At 48.2% G+C, this 16,220-nt stretch carries 14 protein-coding genes; 8 read left to right on the top strand and 6 right to left on the bottom strand.

The annotated features are described in order from the left end of the window. Window positions 1–128: 128 nt before the first annotated feature. Window positions 129–1,310, bottom strand: coding sequence for a pyridoxal phosphate-dependent aminotransferase (locus tag MKX36_RS14240; protein WP_340864920.1), 1,182 nt, complete (start codon window positions 1,308–1,310; stop codon window positions 129–131). Between the two features lie 178 nt (window positions 1,311–1,488). On the opposite strand from MKX36_RS14240, the gene MKX36_RS14235 reads away from it, so the two are divergent. From MKX36_RS14235 to MKX36_RS14215, 5 genes are all read left to right on the top strand, one after another. Next, complete coding sequence (locus MKX36_RS14235; RefSeq protein WP_016822157.1) at window positions 1,489–2,307, top strand: carbon-nitrogen family hydrolase; 819 nt, start codon at window positions 1,489–1,491, stop codon at window positions 2,305–2,307. 21 nt (window positions 2,308–2,328) lie between these two features. Next, the gene (locus tag MKX36_RS14230) at window positions 2,329–3,609 is read left to right on the top strand and encodes a helix-turn-helix domain-containing protein (protein WP_019687831.1); all 1,281 of its coding nucleotides are present in this window, start codon (window positions 2,329–2,331) and stop codon (window positions 3,607–3,609) included. A gap of 235 nt (window positions 3,610–3,844) precedes the next feature. Then, complete coding sequence (locus MKX36_RS14225; RefSeq protein WP_016822155.1) at window positions 3,845–4,264, top strand: hypothetical protein; 420 nt, start codon at window positions 3,845–3,847, stop codon at window positions 4,262–4,264. Window positions 4,265–4,338: 74 nt separating this feature from the next. Continuing rightward, window positions 4,339–5,139 (top strand): hypothetical protein, encoded by an 801-nt coding sequence (locus tag MKX36_RS14220; protein ID WP_025365098.1) that lies wholly within the window; start codon window positions 4,339–4,341, stop codon window positions 5,137–5,139. Window positions 5,140–5,216: 77 nt separating this feature from the next. Then, the gene (locus tag MKX36_RS14215; RefSeq protein ID WP_016822153.1) at window positions 5,217–5,357 is read left to right on the top strand and encodes a hypothetical protein; all 141 of its coding nucleotides are present in this window, start codon (window positions 5,217–5,219) and stop codon (window positions 5,355–5,357) included. A 336-nt stretch (window positions 5,358–5,693) separates the two neighbouring features. Here MKX36_RS14215 and MKX36_RS14210 read toward each other — a convergent pair whose 3' ends face one another. Beyond that, the gene (locus MKX36_RS14210) at window positions 5,694–6,611 is read right to left on the bottom strand and encodes a LysR family transcriptional regulator (RefSeq protein WP_017427573.1); all 918 of its coding nucleotides are present in this window, start codon (window positions 6,609–6,611) and stop codon (window positions 5,694–5,696) included. 240 nt (window positions 6,612–6,851) lie between these two features. Here MKX36_RS14210 and MKX36_RS14205 point away from each other — a divergent pair, with 240 nt between their 5' ends. The 3 genes from MKX36_RS14205 (at window position 6,852) to hydG (ending at window position 11,237) form a co-directional block, all read left to right on the top strand. Beyond that, window positions 6,852–8,468 carry an alkaline phosphatase gene (locus MKX36_RS14205; RefSeq protein WP_340864919.1) on the top strand — a complete coding sequence of 539 codons (1,617 nt, stop codon included), beginning with the start codon at window positions 6,852–6,854 and terminating at the stop codon, window positions 8,466–8,468. Between the two features lie 254 nt (window positions 8,469–8,722). Then, window positions 8,723–9,775: a [FeFe] hydrogenase H-cluster radical SAM maturase HydE gene (gene hydE / locus MKX36_RS14200; protein WP_256620845.1), complete on the top strand. Its 1,053-nt coding sequence runs from the start codon at window positions 8,723–8,725 to the stop codon at window positions 9,773–9,775. Window positions 9,776–9,824: 49 nt separating this feature from the next. Further along, window positions 9,825–11,237, top strand: coding sequence for a [FeFe] hydrogenase H-cluster radical SAM maturase HydG (gene hydG, locus MKX36_RS14195; RefSeq protein WP_016822149.1), 1,413 nt, complete (start codon window positions 9,825–9,827; stop codon window positions 11,235–11,237). Window positions 11,238–11,336: 99 nt separating this feature from the next. Here the strand turns inward: hydG and hydF are convergent, their stop codons facing one another. The 4 genes from hydF to MKX36_RS14175 all read right to left on the bottom strand — a co-directional run bounded on the left by hydF (window position 11,337) and on the right by MKX36_RS14175 (window position 16,189). Continuing rightward, on the bottom strand, window positions 11,337–12,590 hold the full coding sequence (gene hydF / locus MKX36_RS14190) for a [FeFe] hydrogenase H-cluster maturation GTPase HydF (protein WP_031461642.1): 1,254 nt from the start codon (window positions 12,588–12,590) through the stop codon (window positions 11,337–11,339). Next, a complete protein-coding gene (locus MKX36_RS14185) occupies window positions 12,577–14,025 on the bottom strand; it encodes an aspartate ammonia-lyase (RefSeq protein WP_340864918.1) in 1,449 nt (482 codons plus the stop codon). Before MKX36_RS14185 ends, hydF begins: the two co-directional genes overlap by 14 nt. A gap of 1 nt (window position 14,026) precedes the next feature. Beyond that, entirely contained in the window at window positions 14,027–14,617 is a 591-nt protein-coding gene (locus MKX36_RS14180) for a 4Fe-4S dicluster domain-containing protein (RefSeq protein ID WP_016822146.1), read from the bottom strand. A 69-nt stretch (window positions 14,618–14,686) separates the two neighbouring features. Continuing rightward, window positions 14,687–16,189, bottom strand: coding sequence for a [FeFe] hydrogenase, group A (locus tag MKX36_RS14175; protein WP_340864917.1), 1,503 nt, complete (start codon window positions 16,187–16,189; stop codon window positions 14,687–14,689). Window positions 16,190–16,220 lie beyond the last annotated feature (31 nt).

Genomic DNA, 16,220 nt, shown 5'->3' with positions numbered 1-16,220 from the left:
TCGGAATTTACTCTCTGAACAGGACCGAGCCTCTCTTAATAGTCCCTTCAACGCGCTAAATGATATTGGATACAGAATACCACGAAAAGACTAGGTTTGGCAAAGAAGTTGTAGCTGGAAAATACGGCTTAACCAAACAGGTTTAGCTTGCCAATTCGATCAGCCGCCTCGGCCAGTCGAGCTTCTGAGCTCAGAAGCCCTGCTCGCACATATCCTTCGCCGCCGCTACCGAACCCAATCCCTGGAGCGACAGCTACCTTGACTTCACGCAGTAGCAGATCAGCAAAAGAAGCCGAAGTATAGCCCTGCGGCACAGGCAACCAGCTGAAGAAGGAGCCGCTTGGACGCGTCCCCTTCCAGCCTATTTGACCAAGGGCATCATAAAAAGCGTTGCGGCGTGATTCATAGCGAGCAACCAGCTCGGTTACGCATTCCTGTGAGGACGTCAGAGCTGTCGCCGCTGCTGCCTGAATACCTCCAAACAGGCTTACATAAATATGGTCCTGTAGCAAATTAATCAGCGAGATGATCTTGGCATTACCGAGCGCGAAACCAACACGCCAGCCGGCCATGTTGTATGTTTTGGACAAGGTATAGAACTCAATCCCCACATCCTTAGCCCCCTCGGCCTGTAGGAAGCTTACAGGCCGCTTGCCATCGAATCCAATAGCGCCATAGGCAAAATCGCTGGCAACCACAATACCGTTACGTAGCGAAAATTCAACCGTATCCTCGTAAAAGGAGAGTGGGGCAGTTGCCGCAGTAGGATTATTCGGATAATTAAGGAACATTAATTTGGCGCGGCGGCGATCTTCTTCGGAAATGGCTTCATAATCAGGCAGAAAACGGTTCTCTTCCTTTAAGGGGAGAAATGACATTTCCGCTTTAGCCAAGGCTACGCCAGACCAGTAATCCGGGTAGCCGGGATCAGGGACGAGACACACATCGCCGGGATTGAGCAAAACTTGCGGTAGCTGAACCAAGCCCGTTTTTCCGCCAAACAGGATGGCGACCTCGCTTTCCGGGTCAAGAGTTACGCCGTAGTCCTCCTGATAGCGCTGGACGATGGCTTCTTTGAGAAAGCTGTAGCCGCGGAAAGGAGAATATTTATGATACAGCGGGTTATCCGCTGATTCCTGTAAAGCTTTTACAATATGAGATGGAGTAGGAGTGTCCGGGTTTCCCTGTCCGAGATTAATGACATCATGCCCTGCTGCAATTTCACGGTTTACATTTTGTACAAGTGTGGCAAAAAATTGAGTGGGTAACTGTTTCATGACGTCAGCCGAGGGAATAGAAAAATGAGTCATCAATGTACACGACCTTTTGGAATAGTTTAAGAAACAATCTATCACGATTTTACCGAGTTGTATAGGGGGAATTGAGCTTGTATGGTTGCGTAACCCAGACTAATCGGGCTATGATGGGAGAAAATACCGGACAATGGGACACGGGAAAAGTTCCGGCTCATAGAGAGGATGAAGAACTTTGACGTATCAGGAAGCTCAGCCATTCGGTGTGGCACTTATACAAGCTCATATAGAGATAGGAAATCCTCCCGAAAACCACAATCATATCCGTTCTTTAATGGAACAAGCGGTAAAGGCCGAACAAAAGCCAGATCTGATTGTTCTACCGGAAATGTGGAATACAGGTTATGCCTTGGATCGCATTCATGAGCTGGCGGACGAAGAAGGCACGGAGACTCGGGCATGGATAGCGGCATTTGCCGCCACTTATCAAGTGAATGTAGTAGCAGGGTCGATCGCAGAGAAAAAAAGCGACGGTCATGTATACAATACGATGCTCGTTTTTGACCGTACAGGCAAAGAAGTGGCGTCGTATTCTAAAATTCATCTGTTCCGACTTATGGATGAAGAGAAATATTTACAGCCTGGCGAGGAGAAAGTTGTATTCGCACTGGATGGTGGAATACAGGCTGGGGCGTCAATTTGTTACGATATCCGTTTTCCTGAGCTGGCTCGCAGTCTGGCCCTGTCTGGCGCAAATTTGCTGATCGTACCTGCAGAATGGCCTCATCCCCGGCTTCACCACTGGCGTACCCTGCTGACCGCACGGGCTATTGAAAATCAGATGTATGTCATTGCTTGTAACCGGGTAGGTCGTAGTGGAGATACCGATTTCTTCGGGCATTCGCTCATCATTGATCCATGGGGAGAAATGATTGCCGAGGGCGGAGAGCAGGAGGAGATTCTCACAGGCTCAATTGAGTCTGCCTTGGTTCAGGACGTGCGTGGGCGTATTCCAGTGTTTGAAGATCGGCGTCCCCTGCTGTATGACCGATAGTCAGTATAGAAAGGATAATCCATGCTTAAGGAACGCATTGAATTTTTGTGTAAAAAGAAAAACCTATCCCGTAAAGAGTTAGTAGACGGATTAGTTACACCTGCACATTTTGCGAATATATTGGCTGACCGTTACCCGCTGGCTGAGGATTTAGCTGAGCAAATTGCTGAACGTCTAGGTGTACAATCTTCCTACCTATTACGTGCATCGGCAGAGGATGAGGAGACGCTGGCTACAGCGGATACGATTTTCACAGAGCTGTCCAAGCTGGCTAATCCCGCTACGGAAAGCTATGTGGATCAGTTGGAGGATCGCAACGATTCGCTCGTGGTGGAAATGACGACTTATTTGATGAAGGCTGTTTATTTCCAGCAGCTAAATGACCCAACAGCCTATGAATATTTGCATCAAACCTATTTGAATTTTTATTTGGAGAGGTTTGGTCGCTCGGATGAGGTGGAGTTGCCCGCACCACTAAAAAAAGCAATTTTATTTTATAAAATTCAATATTTCCGCTCTAAAAATCATTATTATGATGTACTAAATAACGTTACGCAGCTCATCCGCCTGGTGGATGAGGGAACCGAAAACTGGCTGAATGCGCAAAACATTATGATGGAGGCCTGCATTCAGGTCAAGCAATTTGATCAGGCCAAACAGGTGTTTGAGCAAACAATGCGCAGGGTATATGATGATCGGCTCTTTCACCGTCTGACGGGCCTGTACGTGACTTATAGCGGATATTGCTTTGCTATGGGTTCTGTACAGGAAGCACTGTTAACGTTGTCTATGGCGGAGGCGAATTTGGTCTATTTGGAAAATGCGGCAGATATGCTTACGACGATCCTGAACAATCGGATTATTATGCTGACATCGATTGGCGAGCTGGATAAGGCCTTGGAAGAAGTAGTGCGTTTTGAAGCATTGGTGAGTCGGGAGCGAGAGGAAATGCAACAAATGATGCTGCCCGTTACGCTGATATACCGTTGTGAGATTGCATTTACCCGAAAAAACTGGGGACTGCTCTCACAGCATCTGGATCAGCTACGTAAAACTAATCTGACAACGGATCAGCAAATGGGGCTTGATTTTTATGAAAGCCAGCTTGCGCTTGCCCAGGGAAAACAGGATGCTTTTTGGATGCATGCTCTGCAATGTTTGCCTTATTTTGAAACTCTCCAGCATCCAGCGCGGCTTGAGCAACTATATGAAACGCTGGCTGTAGTATCCGAGGACAGTCGTCGCTATAAAGAATCATCAGCGTATTATCGTAAACTGGTCTATCTTTTGCGTAAAAAATAGGCTGAATGCACTCGTTTTTCACAAAACATTCAGATGATCGTGCAAAAGAATGCTCTGAAGTGCGCAAAATTTTGTGCAAACCGCCCCAAAGCTCAAAACTAAACCGACAAAAAACAGTTTAAAGCTGCTGTTTTTTCGGTTTTTTTGTATGCGTCAAAACGTATTGTGGTGTTGGATACCGTCTTCTATACTGAATTCATAAGGTACAACAATACAAAATATGAGGTGCAACCACATGATGAACTTTTTCGGTAAGAAGAAAAAACAGCAGGATGCGATAGAACATGCAGATCAACTGATGAATAAGGGCTTGTCCGGATTATTTATGAAAGGTCTGGTCCCCAAAGAGCATCGGGAACAGATCAACCAGAGCTTAAACTCGGCAAGACAAGCTCAAACGGCGGCTAACGGAGGCTTGGCGATGGCAGCAACTGCGGTTGTGATTTCGGTAACAGATACCGGGAAGCTCGTGAATTTTGATCCGATTGTGGTGCTTGTACTAGATGTGACGGAAGTTAGCGGCAATCGATACCAAAAAACGCTGGAAACGCTCGTATCTAAGCTGCAAATTCCGCGACCTGGAGATGTGGTGGGTCTGGGTAGCAATCCGGCAAATCCATCAGAGCTGATTTATATGGGGCTGGTGACAGCGTAAATGATTGGCGGGCGTTTCACCATTCTTGCGAGCACATTTTTTTAAATAAATGATTGAAAAAGGGGTTTTGGAGAATGAAAGGATTTTTGAGTTTGATCGGGGTACTTCTGGTGTTTGGGGTAGGATTTTCGCCTTTTCTGGCTGAATATTTATGGGATGATCCATTTTTAATTATGGAAGCCCCGTGGTATCGGCCGTTAATTTATACAGGCTTTGCGCTTATATTTCTACCGGGTATTTTAGGTTTGTTTTTTGGTGGCGGTAAAGTCAAGAAGGGTGTTCCGGGGGTTGGAATCATTACAAGTGTTCAACAAACAGGGACTTATGTAAACAATCAACCACAGGTAAAGCTCGGGTTGACCGTAACCAAACAGGGTGAAGATAAATATGATACTGCCTTGACGACGATTATTCCTTTGACCTCCATGGCTCAATTTCAGCCGGGCTCGATCATTCCGTTGATCGTATCTGAGAAAGACAAAATGAAGGTAGGTCTCGACCTGAAAGGTCAGGTGTCGCAAATGGATTTGCAAGCATTAATGAATGAGCAGATGGTCAAGCAGGGCGTCTCGCCTGAGCTGATGGAAATCGCCAAAACCGGTGAGCAGGCTTACGCGAAGATACTGGATGTTACACCCATGGGGGAAGCGGGACCCGATAAAATTAAGCTTCAATTTACACTAGCGGTGACGAAAAGCAATGGCGAAACATTTAATGTAACCACGCAAAAGGAAGTTTTTTCTTCCCAACTATCCAAACTGCAACAGGGAAGTATTATAGAGGTGATATATTCGCCTCAAGATCCTTCGAAACTGGTTATTAAGACACAAGTGAGTGAATCCGACGTGCAGCAAGCATTTGGTTCATCCCGATAAAAAAATTGTTGAATCTGTTTCAGATACAGCCCATAGGTGTATTATAATAGTATCCCGACACCAGGAGGTTGATAACGATGGATAACCAAAGTAGATCCGAACTGGCGAATAGGGATGGCCTGTCACGGCCGAGAGGCTTAAATAGACAGGTTGTCGGAAACAACTTTGAAATGGGCTATGATCAGGATAAAAGTCCACCCCATGTAGGGAGACCCTGATCACAACAAGGCGAGGACAGGCACTTTGGGATCACACAGCACATTGGAACTGAGGTAGGACATTCTTGGATACCAAGACTAGAGACCTTAAGGAAAGAAGTGATGCGGGATGGATAAAGTGGAGTTTCCGAGCAAGTGTAGAGTAATCAGGCGAGGCTGACATGGATTTCAAATGAACATGAAATGTGGTTCGTTGAAGACAGAGGGAAGCAATCGCAACAGTGTAATCGAACCCGTGATCTAAATGCCGTATTGAAAGTATAGGGGCGAAGCCCCAGGACCGTCTTCCTCTCTGGCTTGGGCTGGGGAGGAAGACGGTCCTTTTCACGTTCGATGCTACTTTTGAGAAAGTTGCTTGACCGTTTCTCGGAAGGTATCAATAAAAGCTTCGGCAGCTTTAGACAAATAACGTCCGTTCCGGTAAGCAATCGCCAGGGTACGGCTGGGGGTAGGTTCGGCTAGTGGCAGCAATGCTGGAACAAACTCGCTGCTGGCGGCGCGGGCGATAAAACGGGGAACGAGCGTCACTCCCATACCTGTCGCTACGAGCGATTGGAGTGTCTCCATATTGGTGCTTTCAAACACCACATTAGGTTCAAAGCCTGCCTGATGACACAGATCCATCGTCAGCTTGCGAAAGCCTTGCCCTTTTTTCAGGACGACAAAAGGCTCGTCTTTAAGTTCTTCCATGTGCACTGGCTGCGGCTGATTACCGTTTTTACGCAGGGCTAGGGGATGACCTGGAGGAACAGCGAGATCAATCCACTCTTCACCGATGGGTACATAAGATAGTGTAGGTTCTACTAGGGGAAGAGAGAGCAGGCTGAGATCGGTATCGCCACTTGCCGTTTTTTTCTCCAGATTCATGGATGAATCTTCGACTAACACGATTTCAATGTCTGGATGAGCCCTCTTGAATACAGGCAGCACATGTGGCAGCAAATGGGAGCCCGTGATAGGCATACTGCCAACGACGACCTTCCCTTTTCGCAACTGAGAGATATCGTCCATTTCCTGTCGGAGCTGTTCCACCGCGTCGACTATTTTTTTTGCCTTTTCCACAAAGCTTGCTCCGGCATGTGTTAGTTCCACCGTGCTGGTGTTGCGTTGAAATAACAATACCCCAAGCTCTTTTTCCAGTTTGGACAATTGCTGGCTCAACGAAGGCTGAGCGATATGCAGTTTTTCTGCTGCGCGTGAGAAGTTTTTTTCCGCTGCAATTTGCAGGGTGTACTGAAGCTGTCTGAATTCCATCGAATTTCATGCTCCTTATCTTATAAGCTTTTCCTATTAAATCATAGACTGATTATACAATAATAAAATTAAATGCCCAATCCTAACGAATCTCATGTGTCACAAGTTTTATATAAGATGAAGCGTTTTTTCACAAATAGAGTCTTTTAATATAGATAATTAATTCCCTTAACATTCTCCTGATAAAACATAATTAATCTTAGTTCTGGTTGTACAAAAAAAGGTCTGGGAGGAAAATGAATGCTAAAATGTTGGGGGATACATACGAAAAAATCGGTAGCTGCACTCCTAGCGACGATGATGCTAACCGTAAGCGGCGGGACAGCGATGGCAGTCGAGAAGGACACGACAATTAAAAATGTAATTATTCTGATTCCAGACGGCATGGCTAATGACGCTACTGCATTGGCTAGATGGTACAAAGGATCATCCTTAACGTTAGACAGCATGGCAAGCGGGATGGTGCGTACACATTCTGCGGATGCACCGATTGCCGATTCTGCTCCGGCGGGTACAGCTTTTGCCACAGGACATAAATCACATACTGGGTATGTAGGCGTTCTTCCAGACGAAGCAACGATGCCCGGACAGCAACCGATCGCAGCAGGTGACGCCAAAAAGCCTGTAGCTTCCATTCTGGAGGCTTCCAAGCTAGCAGGGAAATCAACCGGAATTATTGCTACTTCAGAGATTATGCATGCGACACCAGCTGATTTTACCGCACATTATCCTGACCGCAAAAATTATGATGCACTCAGCATGCAACAAGCCTACAACGGAGTTGACGTTGTGTTAGGTGGAGGCGGCAAGTTTTTGGAGCCAGCAGGGCGTAAGGACGGCCAAGATTTAATTGCTCAAATTAAAGACCAGGGCTATGATTTTGTCACAACACCTGAAGGGCTGAAAAATTCGACCTCCAGCAAGCTCTGGGGCAGCTTTTCTCCCGAAGCCCTTGCATATGACCTGGATCGCGATGTATCGAAGGAACCTAGTCTGGCAGAAATGACAACGAAAGCCATTGATGTGTTATCCAAAAATGATAAAGGCTTTTTCTTAATGGTAGAAGGCAGTAAAGTGGATTGGGCTGCACATGCTAATGATCCAACGGGAATTATTAGTGATGTGCTTTCATTTGACGAAGCAGTGAAAGTAGCTCTCGATTACGCCAAGCAAAACCAAAATACTGTCGTCGTAGCAGTGACAGACCATGGAAACGGTGGATTGACGATTGGTAGCAGTGATACAACTAGCAATTATGACAAAACGCCTTTAGCTTCTTTTATAGATCCATTGAAAAAAGCGAAGCTGACGGGTGAAGGCTTGGAAGCCAAGCTGAATGCAGATCGCAGCAATATTAAAGAGGTACTTTCCACGTATTTTGGCATCACCGATTTGTCAGACGAAGAAGTAAAAACAATTAAAGATGCCAAAGAAGGCAGCATGAACTATGCCGTCGGACCAATTATTAGCAAACGCGCCAATATTGGCTGGACTACAGGTGGACACACAGGGGGTGATGTCGTGTTGTACACGTACGCGCCGAACGGTGACCGTCCATCCGGTGTCATCGACAATACAGATGTAAATAAGTATATGACACGTGTACTTGGACTGGATTTGGATACAGTCAGCAAGCAACTGTTTGTTCCTGCAAAAGCCGCTTTTGAAGCTAAAGGAGCCAAGTTTACTGCGGACACGAAAGTCATTACGGTGACCAAAGGCAGTAACAAGCTGGAGCTTCCAGTATACAAAAATATTGCTACACTGAATGGTAAAAATTCTACGCTCAACGGTGTAGTCGTATTTAACGGCGTTGATTATTTTGTACCCCAGCAGGCGATTGATTTGATTCAGTGATAAATAGACCTATCGAGAGAAGCTGTTTCTTCTATAACGGAGGAACAGCTTTTTTTGTGTGTAGAGATGAATATGTAGTTTTTAAGGTGAGAATGAAATTGGTTTTCAGAAAATGGGATTTTTTGTGAAACTAGTCACGTTATATTCTCTCTGATGTTGCTAGAATAATACATGTACGATATAAGCCACTGATGATGTAAAGTCCGGATGGACGAGGGAAGAAGGGATGAGTCACGGACGAATTATTACTGCGTCTGGCTGATGGCAAGGAATGGACGCATACGGAAATGACGGAGCTGCTGACACGTCTGGATAGTGAGCCGACGCTACGAGCACAACTGCGCCAACTGGCAGCTCGCACCAAATTGGAGCGTTATGGCAAAGGTGTTTTTTTACGAGGATTAATTGAATTCTCAAGTATATGTCGTCAGGATTGCATGTACTGTGGGCTGCGTGCTTCGAATAAACAGGCAGACCGTTACCGTTTGCAGCCGGAAGAAATTCTGGCCTGCTGCGCGGAGGGGTATGAACTGGGTTATCGGACCTTTGTTTTGCAAAGTGGGGAAGATTACTGGTTTACGGCTGCCCGGCTGACGAAACTAATTCGGGAAATTAAAAGCCGTTTTGCAGATGTGGCGGTTACATTGTCCATCGGTGAACGGGATGACGAAACTTATGAGCAACTATACGAGGCGGGCGCGGACCGTTTTTTACTCCGGCATGAGACAGCTTCACCCAGTTTGTACGCCAAGCTGCATCCGACGATGACGATCGAAAGCAGGCGTAGCCGGCTGCTGGCTTTGCAACGGATCGGCTTTCAGATCGGGGCTGGATGTATGGTGGGATTGCCGGGACAAACGAACAGTGAATTAGCAGATGATTTGGTCTATTTGCATAGCCTGTCGCCAGATATGATCGGAATTGGCCCCTTTTTACCACATAGCAATACGCCGCTTCGTGAGGCCAGCCAGGGGAGCATGGAAAAGGCACTTGATATCATTTCATTATCCCGGTTGGTCGTTCCAGATGCGCTTATTCCGGCATCCACGGCCATGGGGACGATTCATCCCCAGGGAAGGGAGAAGGCGCTTCAGGCGGGAGCGAATGTGGTGATGCCTAATTTGTCGCCACTGGCGGTGAGGCCTAAGTATGCGATTTATGAGAATAAAATATGTTTGGGCGATGAGTCTGCCCAATGTAGACATTGCTTGGAGCTGCGAATCCGTGGAGCGGGATTTGAAGTCGATATGGGGCGCGGCGATAGTTTGAGAGTGCAACGACAGCTTATGAGACAGGGGACCGTGTGAGAACGTGACGGAAACATTGCAGTAACCATAAATAAGGAGATGGGTATACGTGAGTGGAGTACGGGAGAAAGTGTCGGCAGATTTTATTAATGAAGCAGAGATAATGGCCGCAGTGGAGCAGGGGAAACAAGAGGCAACAAATCGACAACGCATTTTGGAAATTTTAGAAAAGGGTAGAGCCTGCCGCGGGCTGAATGCAAGTGAAGCGGCGGCTCTTTTGCATGTAGATGATCCTGAATTATTGGAAGAGATGTTCAAATCTTCGCGGGCCGTCAAAGAGCAGATTTATGGCAACCGGATTGTGCTGTTCGCTCCTTTATATGTAAGCAACCACTGCGTTAATAACTGCGAATATTGTGGGTATAAGCATACCAATGATAGCTTTGCGCGTAGCCGCCTGACCCCGGAGGAATTGGTGGAGGAGGTTAGAGTGCTTCAAGAACTGGGACACAAGCGACTTGTATTAGAAGCGGGGGAAGACCCAGTCCATTGTCCCATTGATTATATCGTCGATTGTCTGCGCCAGATCTATGAGGTCAAGGTAGATAACGGCAGCATTCGGCGGATTAATGTGAATATTGCATCTACAACCGAGGAGGACTATCGGAAGCTGGCAGAGGTGGGTATTGGTACGTATATTTTATTTCAGGAAACGTATCATCGGGAGAGCTATCGCAAATTTCATCTGCAGGGACCCAAACGGGATTATGATTGGCACACCACCGCAATGGACCGGGCTATGCGTGCGGGTATAGATGATGTGGGGATCGGTGTGTTGTATGGCTTGTATGATTTCCGGTATGAAACAGTAGCCATGCTGAAACATGCAGAGCACTTGGAAGAAACCTTTGGTTGTGGGCCTCACACGGTCTCGGTTCCACGATTGCGTCCGGCTGAAAATGTAGATCTGGAGCGATATCCGTACCTGGTCAACGACGATGATTTTATGAAAATTGTATCCGTTCTTCGACTGGCTGTCCCTTATGCTGGGATGATCCTGTCTACGCGCGAGGAGCCGGAATATAGAGACCGTGTCATTGGTTTAGGCGTGTCACAGATTAGTGCTGGATCAGCTACAGGCGTAGGCGCCTATGCAAAACAGGAGACGGAAGATAAGCCTCAATTTGAGGTGGGAGACCATCGCTCTCCATCGGAAATTATTAAAAGTTTGTGCCGTGGCGGATATATGCCAAGCTACTGTACAGCTTGCTACCGTGAGGGACGAACCGGAGATCGCTTCATGGAACTTGCCAAATCCGGACAAATTCACAATGTGTGCCAGCCGAATTCGCTGCTGACCTTCCAAGAATATCTGCTGGATTATGGAGATGAGGAAGCACGTGAATTGGGAGCTGCTGCTCTGCGTGAAAATCTGGAGCGTATACCACGTGAATCAACGCGCCGTTTGACGCTTGACAGACTTGAACGATTAGAAGCAGGCGAGCGCGATTTGTATTTTTAGCAATTGATAATAATAGCATTTGAAAATAAAAAGCAGTCGCGTTGGAATCAGCGCGGCTGCTTTTGTATGTCTAGAGAGAAGAATATTAATGACGAGATTTTAAGAATAACTTCCTGCTTTAGCGGCTTGCTCCCAGGCTAGCATAGCAGATGGAAAGCATTCAATAGCCCGGGGGAAGACTCCCTGGACATAAGCGATAAACACACCATAGTTCACAATCGGCACCCTGGCGGCTTTCGTTTCAGACATTCGGTGAAGCATTGTACGCCGATTGAGCATACAGGCACCGCAATGAATAACCAACGCATATTCACTCAAATCGTCAGGGAAACTGGAGCCAGATGCATGTTCGATAATGAGGCGTTTACCTATCGTTTGACGCAGCCAACGAGGGATTTTTACTCGACCAATATCGTCAGATTGACATTGGTGAGTGCAGGCTTCCGCAATGAGCACACGGTCTCCATCCTTGAGGCGTTCAATAGCTCTTGCTCCTCGCACCAGTTCGTCCAGATCGCCTTTGTGACGGGCGAACAGAATGGAGAAAGAGGTAAGTGGTATATCCTTGGGCGTGTCGGCCGCAACTTTCATAAAGACCTGTGAATCGGTAATGACTAGGCTGGGCTTGCGTCCCAGTCGCTCCAGCGTCAAACGTAGCTCATGCTCTTTGGTCACGACAGCGATGGCATCGCTCTCTAGCGTATCACGGATCGTTTGCTGCTGCGGCAGAATCAATCGTCCCTTTGGTGCCGCTTTATCGATGGGAACCACCAGCACGACCAGATCGCCGGGTGACAACAGGTCACCTACGATACGGAAGCGATCTTCGTTTTGGGGGAGTGTATTTGTGATGGCCTTTTTCAGTTCTGCGTCACCCCGGAGCATAGATGCACTGAAAGGAATCAGTGCGAGATTCAATTCGGTCTCCAGCGTTGCAGCCATTGGATCTGATTCAGCAAGGGTATCTATTTTATTTAGTACACCAATGACAGGAATCTTTTTGGTGCGTAGCTTCTCGAGCAGCTCGTACTCGAATGGTCCGACTCCAACAGTGGCGTCGATGACCAGCAGAGCCAAGTCTGTACTATTAAGTATTTCTAGCGTTTTGTTGCGGCGCAGCTCCCCGATCTCACCCTCATCGTCCAGTCCGGCGGTATCCACCAGAACAATGGGACCCGCAGGAAGTAGCTCCATCGGCTTGAAAACGGGGTCCGTAGTCGTTCCTCCTATAGGTGATACCACAGCGGCGGGCTGGCCGGTCAAGGCGTTCAGAATGCTGGATTTGCCTGCATTTCGGCGACCAAGCAGAACGATATGTGGTCGGTTACTTCTTGGGGTATCATTCATTCCCATGGTGAGTTCCTTCTTCCTGCCCCGGAATTCCGGGCTTGGTTACGGTATAGGGATGGCACAATTGGTCAATCCGCGCACGGGTCAGCTGACCGCGATCCTCTGCAATATCCTCTGGTGTGCGACCCTGTGCAATGGCTGCTGATGCAATGGAAGCAGCTTCATCATAGCCAAGCTCAGCGACCAGCGCGGAGGCCATCACAGCTGAGCTGTGCAGATTAGCAGAGCAGCGTTCCTCCTGTACGATCAGACCGCGCACACACCGTTCCTCGAACAGTTGAACGGCATTGGTGAGAATATGCAGCGATTCCAGCAGCGATTCGGCAATCAACGGCAGGAACGCGTTCAGCTCCAGCTGTCCAGAGGCAGCAGCCATCGTGATAGCCGCATCTTCGGCCATCACACGCATCGCTGTCAATCCGGCCATTTCAGCCATTACCGGATTGACCTTGCCAGGCATAATAGAGGAACCAGCTTGGACCGGAGGTAGCATGTATTCACCGATACCACCGAAAGGACCAGAGGCTAGCAGACGAAAATCGCTAGATATTTTGAGCAGATTTACCGCGGCGGATTTAAGTAGACCTGACACCTCGACGAAGACATCCATATTTTGAATCGGATCCATGGGGTGGTCGCTACGGCATAGCCCTAATCCAGTCTCGTCCGCCAGCTTTTCGACCATCCGGTAGCTGTAAGCCCGAGGCGCATTCATACCTGTGCCAATCGCCGTGCCTCCAATAGGGATTTCTCGTAGCCGCTCTTCGGCTTTATAGAGGCGCCAACGGTCACGCCCTATAGCTTTTGCGTAGGCGCCAAAGCCTTGCCCGGCCATCATAGGCAGGGCATCCATTAGCTGTGTGCGACCTAGCTTGAGCAGGTCGGCATATTCTATTTCTTTTTGCTGTAAAGCATTTTGTAACGAAGACATCGTGTCACACAAAGGGCGCAGCAGGCGTATCGCTGCAATTCGTAGCGCCGTCGGATATACATCATTCGTAGATTGGCAGCAGTTCACATCATCCAGCGGATGTACAAGCTCATATTGTCCTGGCTGCCCCCCTAGCTGTACAATGGCCAAATTAGCAATGACCTCATTTACGTTCATATGGGTACTGGTGCCTGCGCCGCCTTGCATGGCATCCACGGTAAACATATCTTGATGCCGTCCTGCGAGTAATTCATCGCAGGCATTTACAATGGCAGAGACCCGGTGGGCAGACAACCGGGTCTGCTCACCATTCACTTGAGCGGCGGTTTTTTTTACCAACACAAGAGCGTGAATCAGATTTCTGTTCACGGGCCTGCCGCTGACTGCAAAATTGTTCATCGCACGTGCGGTATGAATACCGTACAAGGCATCTATAGGAATTTCCATGTCTCCTAGTGCATCCCGTTCGGTCCGCATAACTTTGACCAGAGGAGAAGACGGAGTCATGTTATAGACCCGTCGCCGGAATGCGTGTCATATGCAGCAGCTGACGTGCACTTGCAGCTCGTTTTTCCTCAACCCGGGCATGAACCAGATCTGGCTCGACCAGCTTGAGGGCTTGAGTTGGACATTTTCCAATACAGGCCGGTCCGCCGTCCACACCTTCGCACAAATCACATTTGCTGGCAATCATGCGTTCTTTAGGTTGCAAACGACCCGACACATTGGTGTACAGTCCGTCTTGCACGACCGGCTGCCCGTCTCTGTATTGAGGCACCATGGTAATCGCACCGTAAGGGCAGGCGATCATACAGGTTTTACAGCCAATGCAGCTTTCGCTATTAATAAGAATGCAGCCGTCTGCGTTCGTAATGGAGCCGTTCGGACAGGCATTAGCACATGGAGCATCCTCACAGTGACGACACTGAACAGGTGCAGTGACTCCGAATGATTTGATCACCTGGAGGCGAGGGTGAAAATGAAACTCGTCATCTGGCGAGATAAAAGGGTTCTCCGGCGAATGTGCGATAACACAGGCGATTTCACAGGTGCGACAGCCGATACACTGATCGGGATCAGCTAAAACAAAGCGATTCATACAACTCGACTCCTCTCTAACTAACAGCAAAATATAATTTCTAATGATCATACTTATGTGTTGAGCGTACTAATGAATGGAATAATCGTTATGCCCTTTGACGGGCATATCATTGCTACGGCTCTGCTTGCCGGGTCCACGCTTTTGGAAGGTCGTGTGCAGCAGATGGTGCGATACATGACCTAGCGGCTCACCCAGAAATTCATCGTACAGCTTGATGATAAAAGGATTCTCATGCGATTTGCGCACCTGAGATGCAGCATCATGTCCGTAGATGGACGATTTACGCGCACGATAAGCCTCGATTTTTTGTTTTTCCAACATGAGCTTGGGTTGCCCTCCTCCGCTGATACAGCCGGCTGGACAGCCCATGACCTCAATAAAATGATAATCACATTCACCCGCCTGCACACGATCCAGGAGTTGGTAGGCATGTTGGAGTCCAGCAACGACTGCAACCTTGAGCTGCAGCTCGCCCACCTGTACCTCTGCTACTCGAATGCCTTCCTCGCCACGGACAAAATCCAGCTGGAGCTTGGGTAGCTTCTCATTCGTCAGCAGCTCATAGCCTGTGCGGATGGCAGCTTCCATAACTCCTCCAGTTACCCCAAAAATAGTGCCTGCGCCTGAATATTGTCCTAGCGGTGCATCAAATTCCTCATCAGGCAGGTTCATAAAATCAATGCCGCGCTGCTTGATCCAGTATGCCAGCTCACGCGTGGTCAGCACCTCATCCACATCACGATAACCGTCGGATTCCATTTCGGGACGATCGCATTCAAATTGTTTGCAGGTACATGGCATGATCGCGACGCTGTAAATATTCGCAGGTTCCACCTCATCCAGCTGTGCACCATAGGTCTTGACCAGCGCTCCCACCATTTGCATTGGCGATTTGCAACTGGATAGATGGTCTAGCAGATCGGGGTATTCAATCTCGGCAAAACGGACCCAAGCTGGACAGCAGGATGTGAACATCGGTAACGGTCCACCCTCGGTTACGCGGCGAATCAGCTCAGTGCCTTCTTCCATGATAGTTACGTCAGCTCCGAAATTCGTATCATATACTCGATCGAAGCCGAGACGACGAAGGGCAGCGGCCATTTTGCCGGGCGTCAGGGTACCAAACGGCATACCAAATTCCTCTGCGAGTGACACGCGAATGGCTGGGGCGCACTGCACGATTCGAAGCTGTCCTGGCTTCTTCATCATGTCAGCTACCTTATTCAGGTTATAGCTATAATAGGCAGCAAATAGCGGTTCGCCGATGTCGGCAGGCATATCGCGTTCACGTATACGTTCCTGTCGTCTGATGGCGGCTGCCTGTGGAGATGAATCTGCCCAATCTGAGGCGTATACGCTGCATATTTGCACACATTGACCACAAATAACACAGCGGACTGCATTCACGGTTTGAGGTTCTCCAGGCAGTCCCTCTATGGCATCTACCGGACAAACACCCGCACAGCGTCTGCATCCAGTGCAGAGCGTTGGGTCAATATGAATGACGGGGTCTGTAGAATCAGACGTCCTCATACAAGGAGGCGAAGAGATCTTGTCTGTTGTTGACATGTTTTTCTACCTTTCTGCGGCTGATTTTGAC

The sequence above is a fragment of the Paenibacillus sp. FSL W8-0439 genome, assembly GCF_038008995.1.
GTDB classification, from domain to species: domain Bacteria; phylum Bacillota; class Bacilli; order Paenibacillales; family Paenibacillaceae; genus Paenibacillus; species Paenibacillus polymyxa.
This window is presented reverse-complemented; position numbering and strand designations above follow the sequence as displayed.

Bases quoted from the DNA above. Each gene is read 5' to 3' on its own strand.
- MKX36_RS14240 (WP_340864920.1), bottom strand. From the start codon at position 1,310: ATGACTCATTTTTCTATTCCCTCGGCTGACGTCATGAAACAGTTACCC.
- MKX36_RS14230 (WP_019687831.1), top strand. From the start codon at position 2,329: ATGCTTAAGGAACGCATTGAATTTTTGTGTAAAAAGAAAAACCTATCC.
- MKX36_RS14225 (WP_016822155.1), top strand. From the start codon at position 3,845: ATGATGAACTTTTTCGGTAAGAAGAAAAAACAGCAGGATGCGATAGAA.
- MKX36_RS14220 (WP_025365098.1), top strand. From the start codon at position 4,339: ATGAAAGGATTTTTGAGTTTGATCGGGGTACTTCTGGTGTTTGGGGTA.
- MKX36_RS14215 (WP_016822153.1), top strand. From the start codon at position 5,217: ATGGATAACCAAAGTAGATCCGAACTGGCGAATAGGGATGGCCTGTCA.
- MKX36_RS14210 (WP_017427573.1), bottom strand. From the start codon at position 6,611: ATGGAATTCAGACAGCTTCAGTACACCCTGCAAATTGCAGCGGAAAAA.
- MKX36_RS14205 (WP_340864919.1), top strand. From the start codon at position 6,852: ATGCTAAAATGTTGGGGGATACATACGAAAAAATCGGTAGCTGCACTC.
- hydF (WP_031461642.1), bottom strand. From the start codon at position 12,590: ATGGGAATGAATGATACCCCAAGAAGTAACCGACCACATATCGTTCTG.
- MKX36_RS14185 (WP_340864918.1), bottom strand. From the start codon at position 14,025: ATGACTCCGTCTTCTCCTCTGGTCAAAGTTATGCGGACCGAACGGGAT.
- MKX36_RS14180 (WP_016822146.1), bottom strand. From the start codon at position 14,617: ATGAATCGCTTTGTTTTAGCTGATCCCGATCAGTGTATCGGCTGTCGC.
- MKX36_RS14175 (WP_340864917.1), bottom strand. From the start codon at position 16,189: ATGTCAACAACAGACAAGATCTCTTCGCCTCCTTGTATGAGGACGTCT.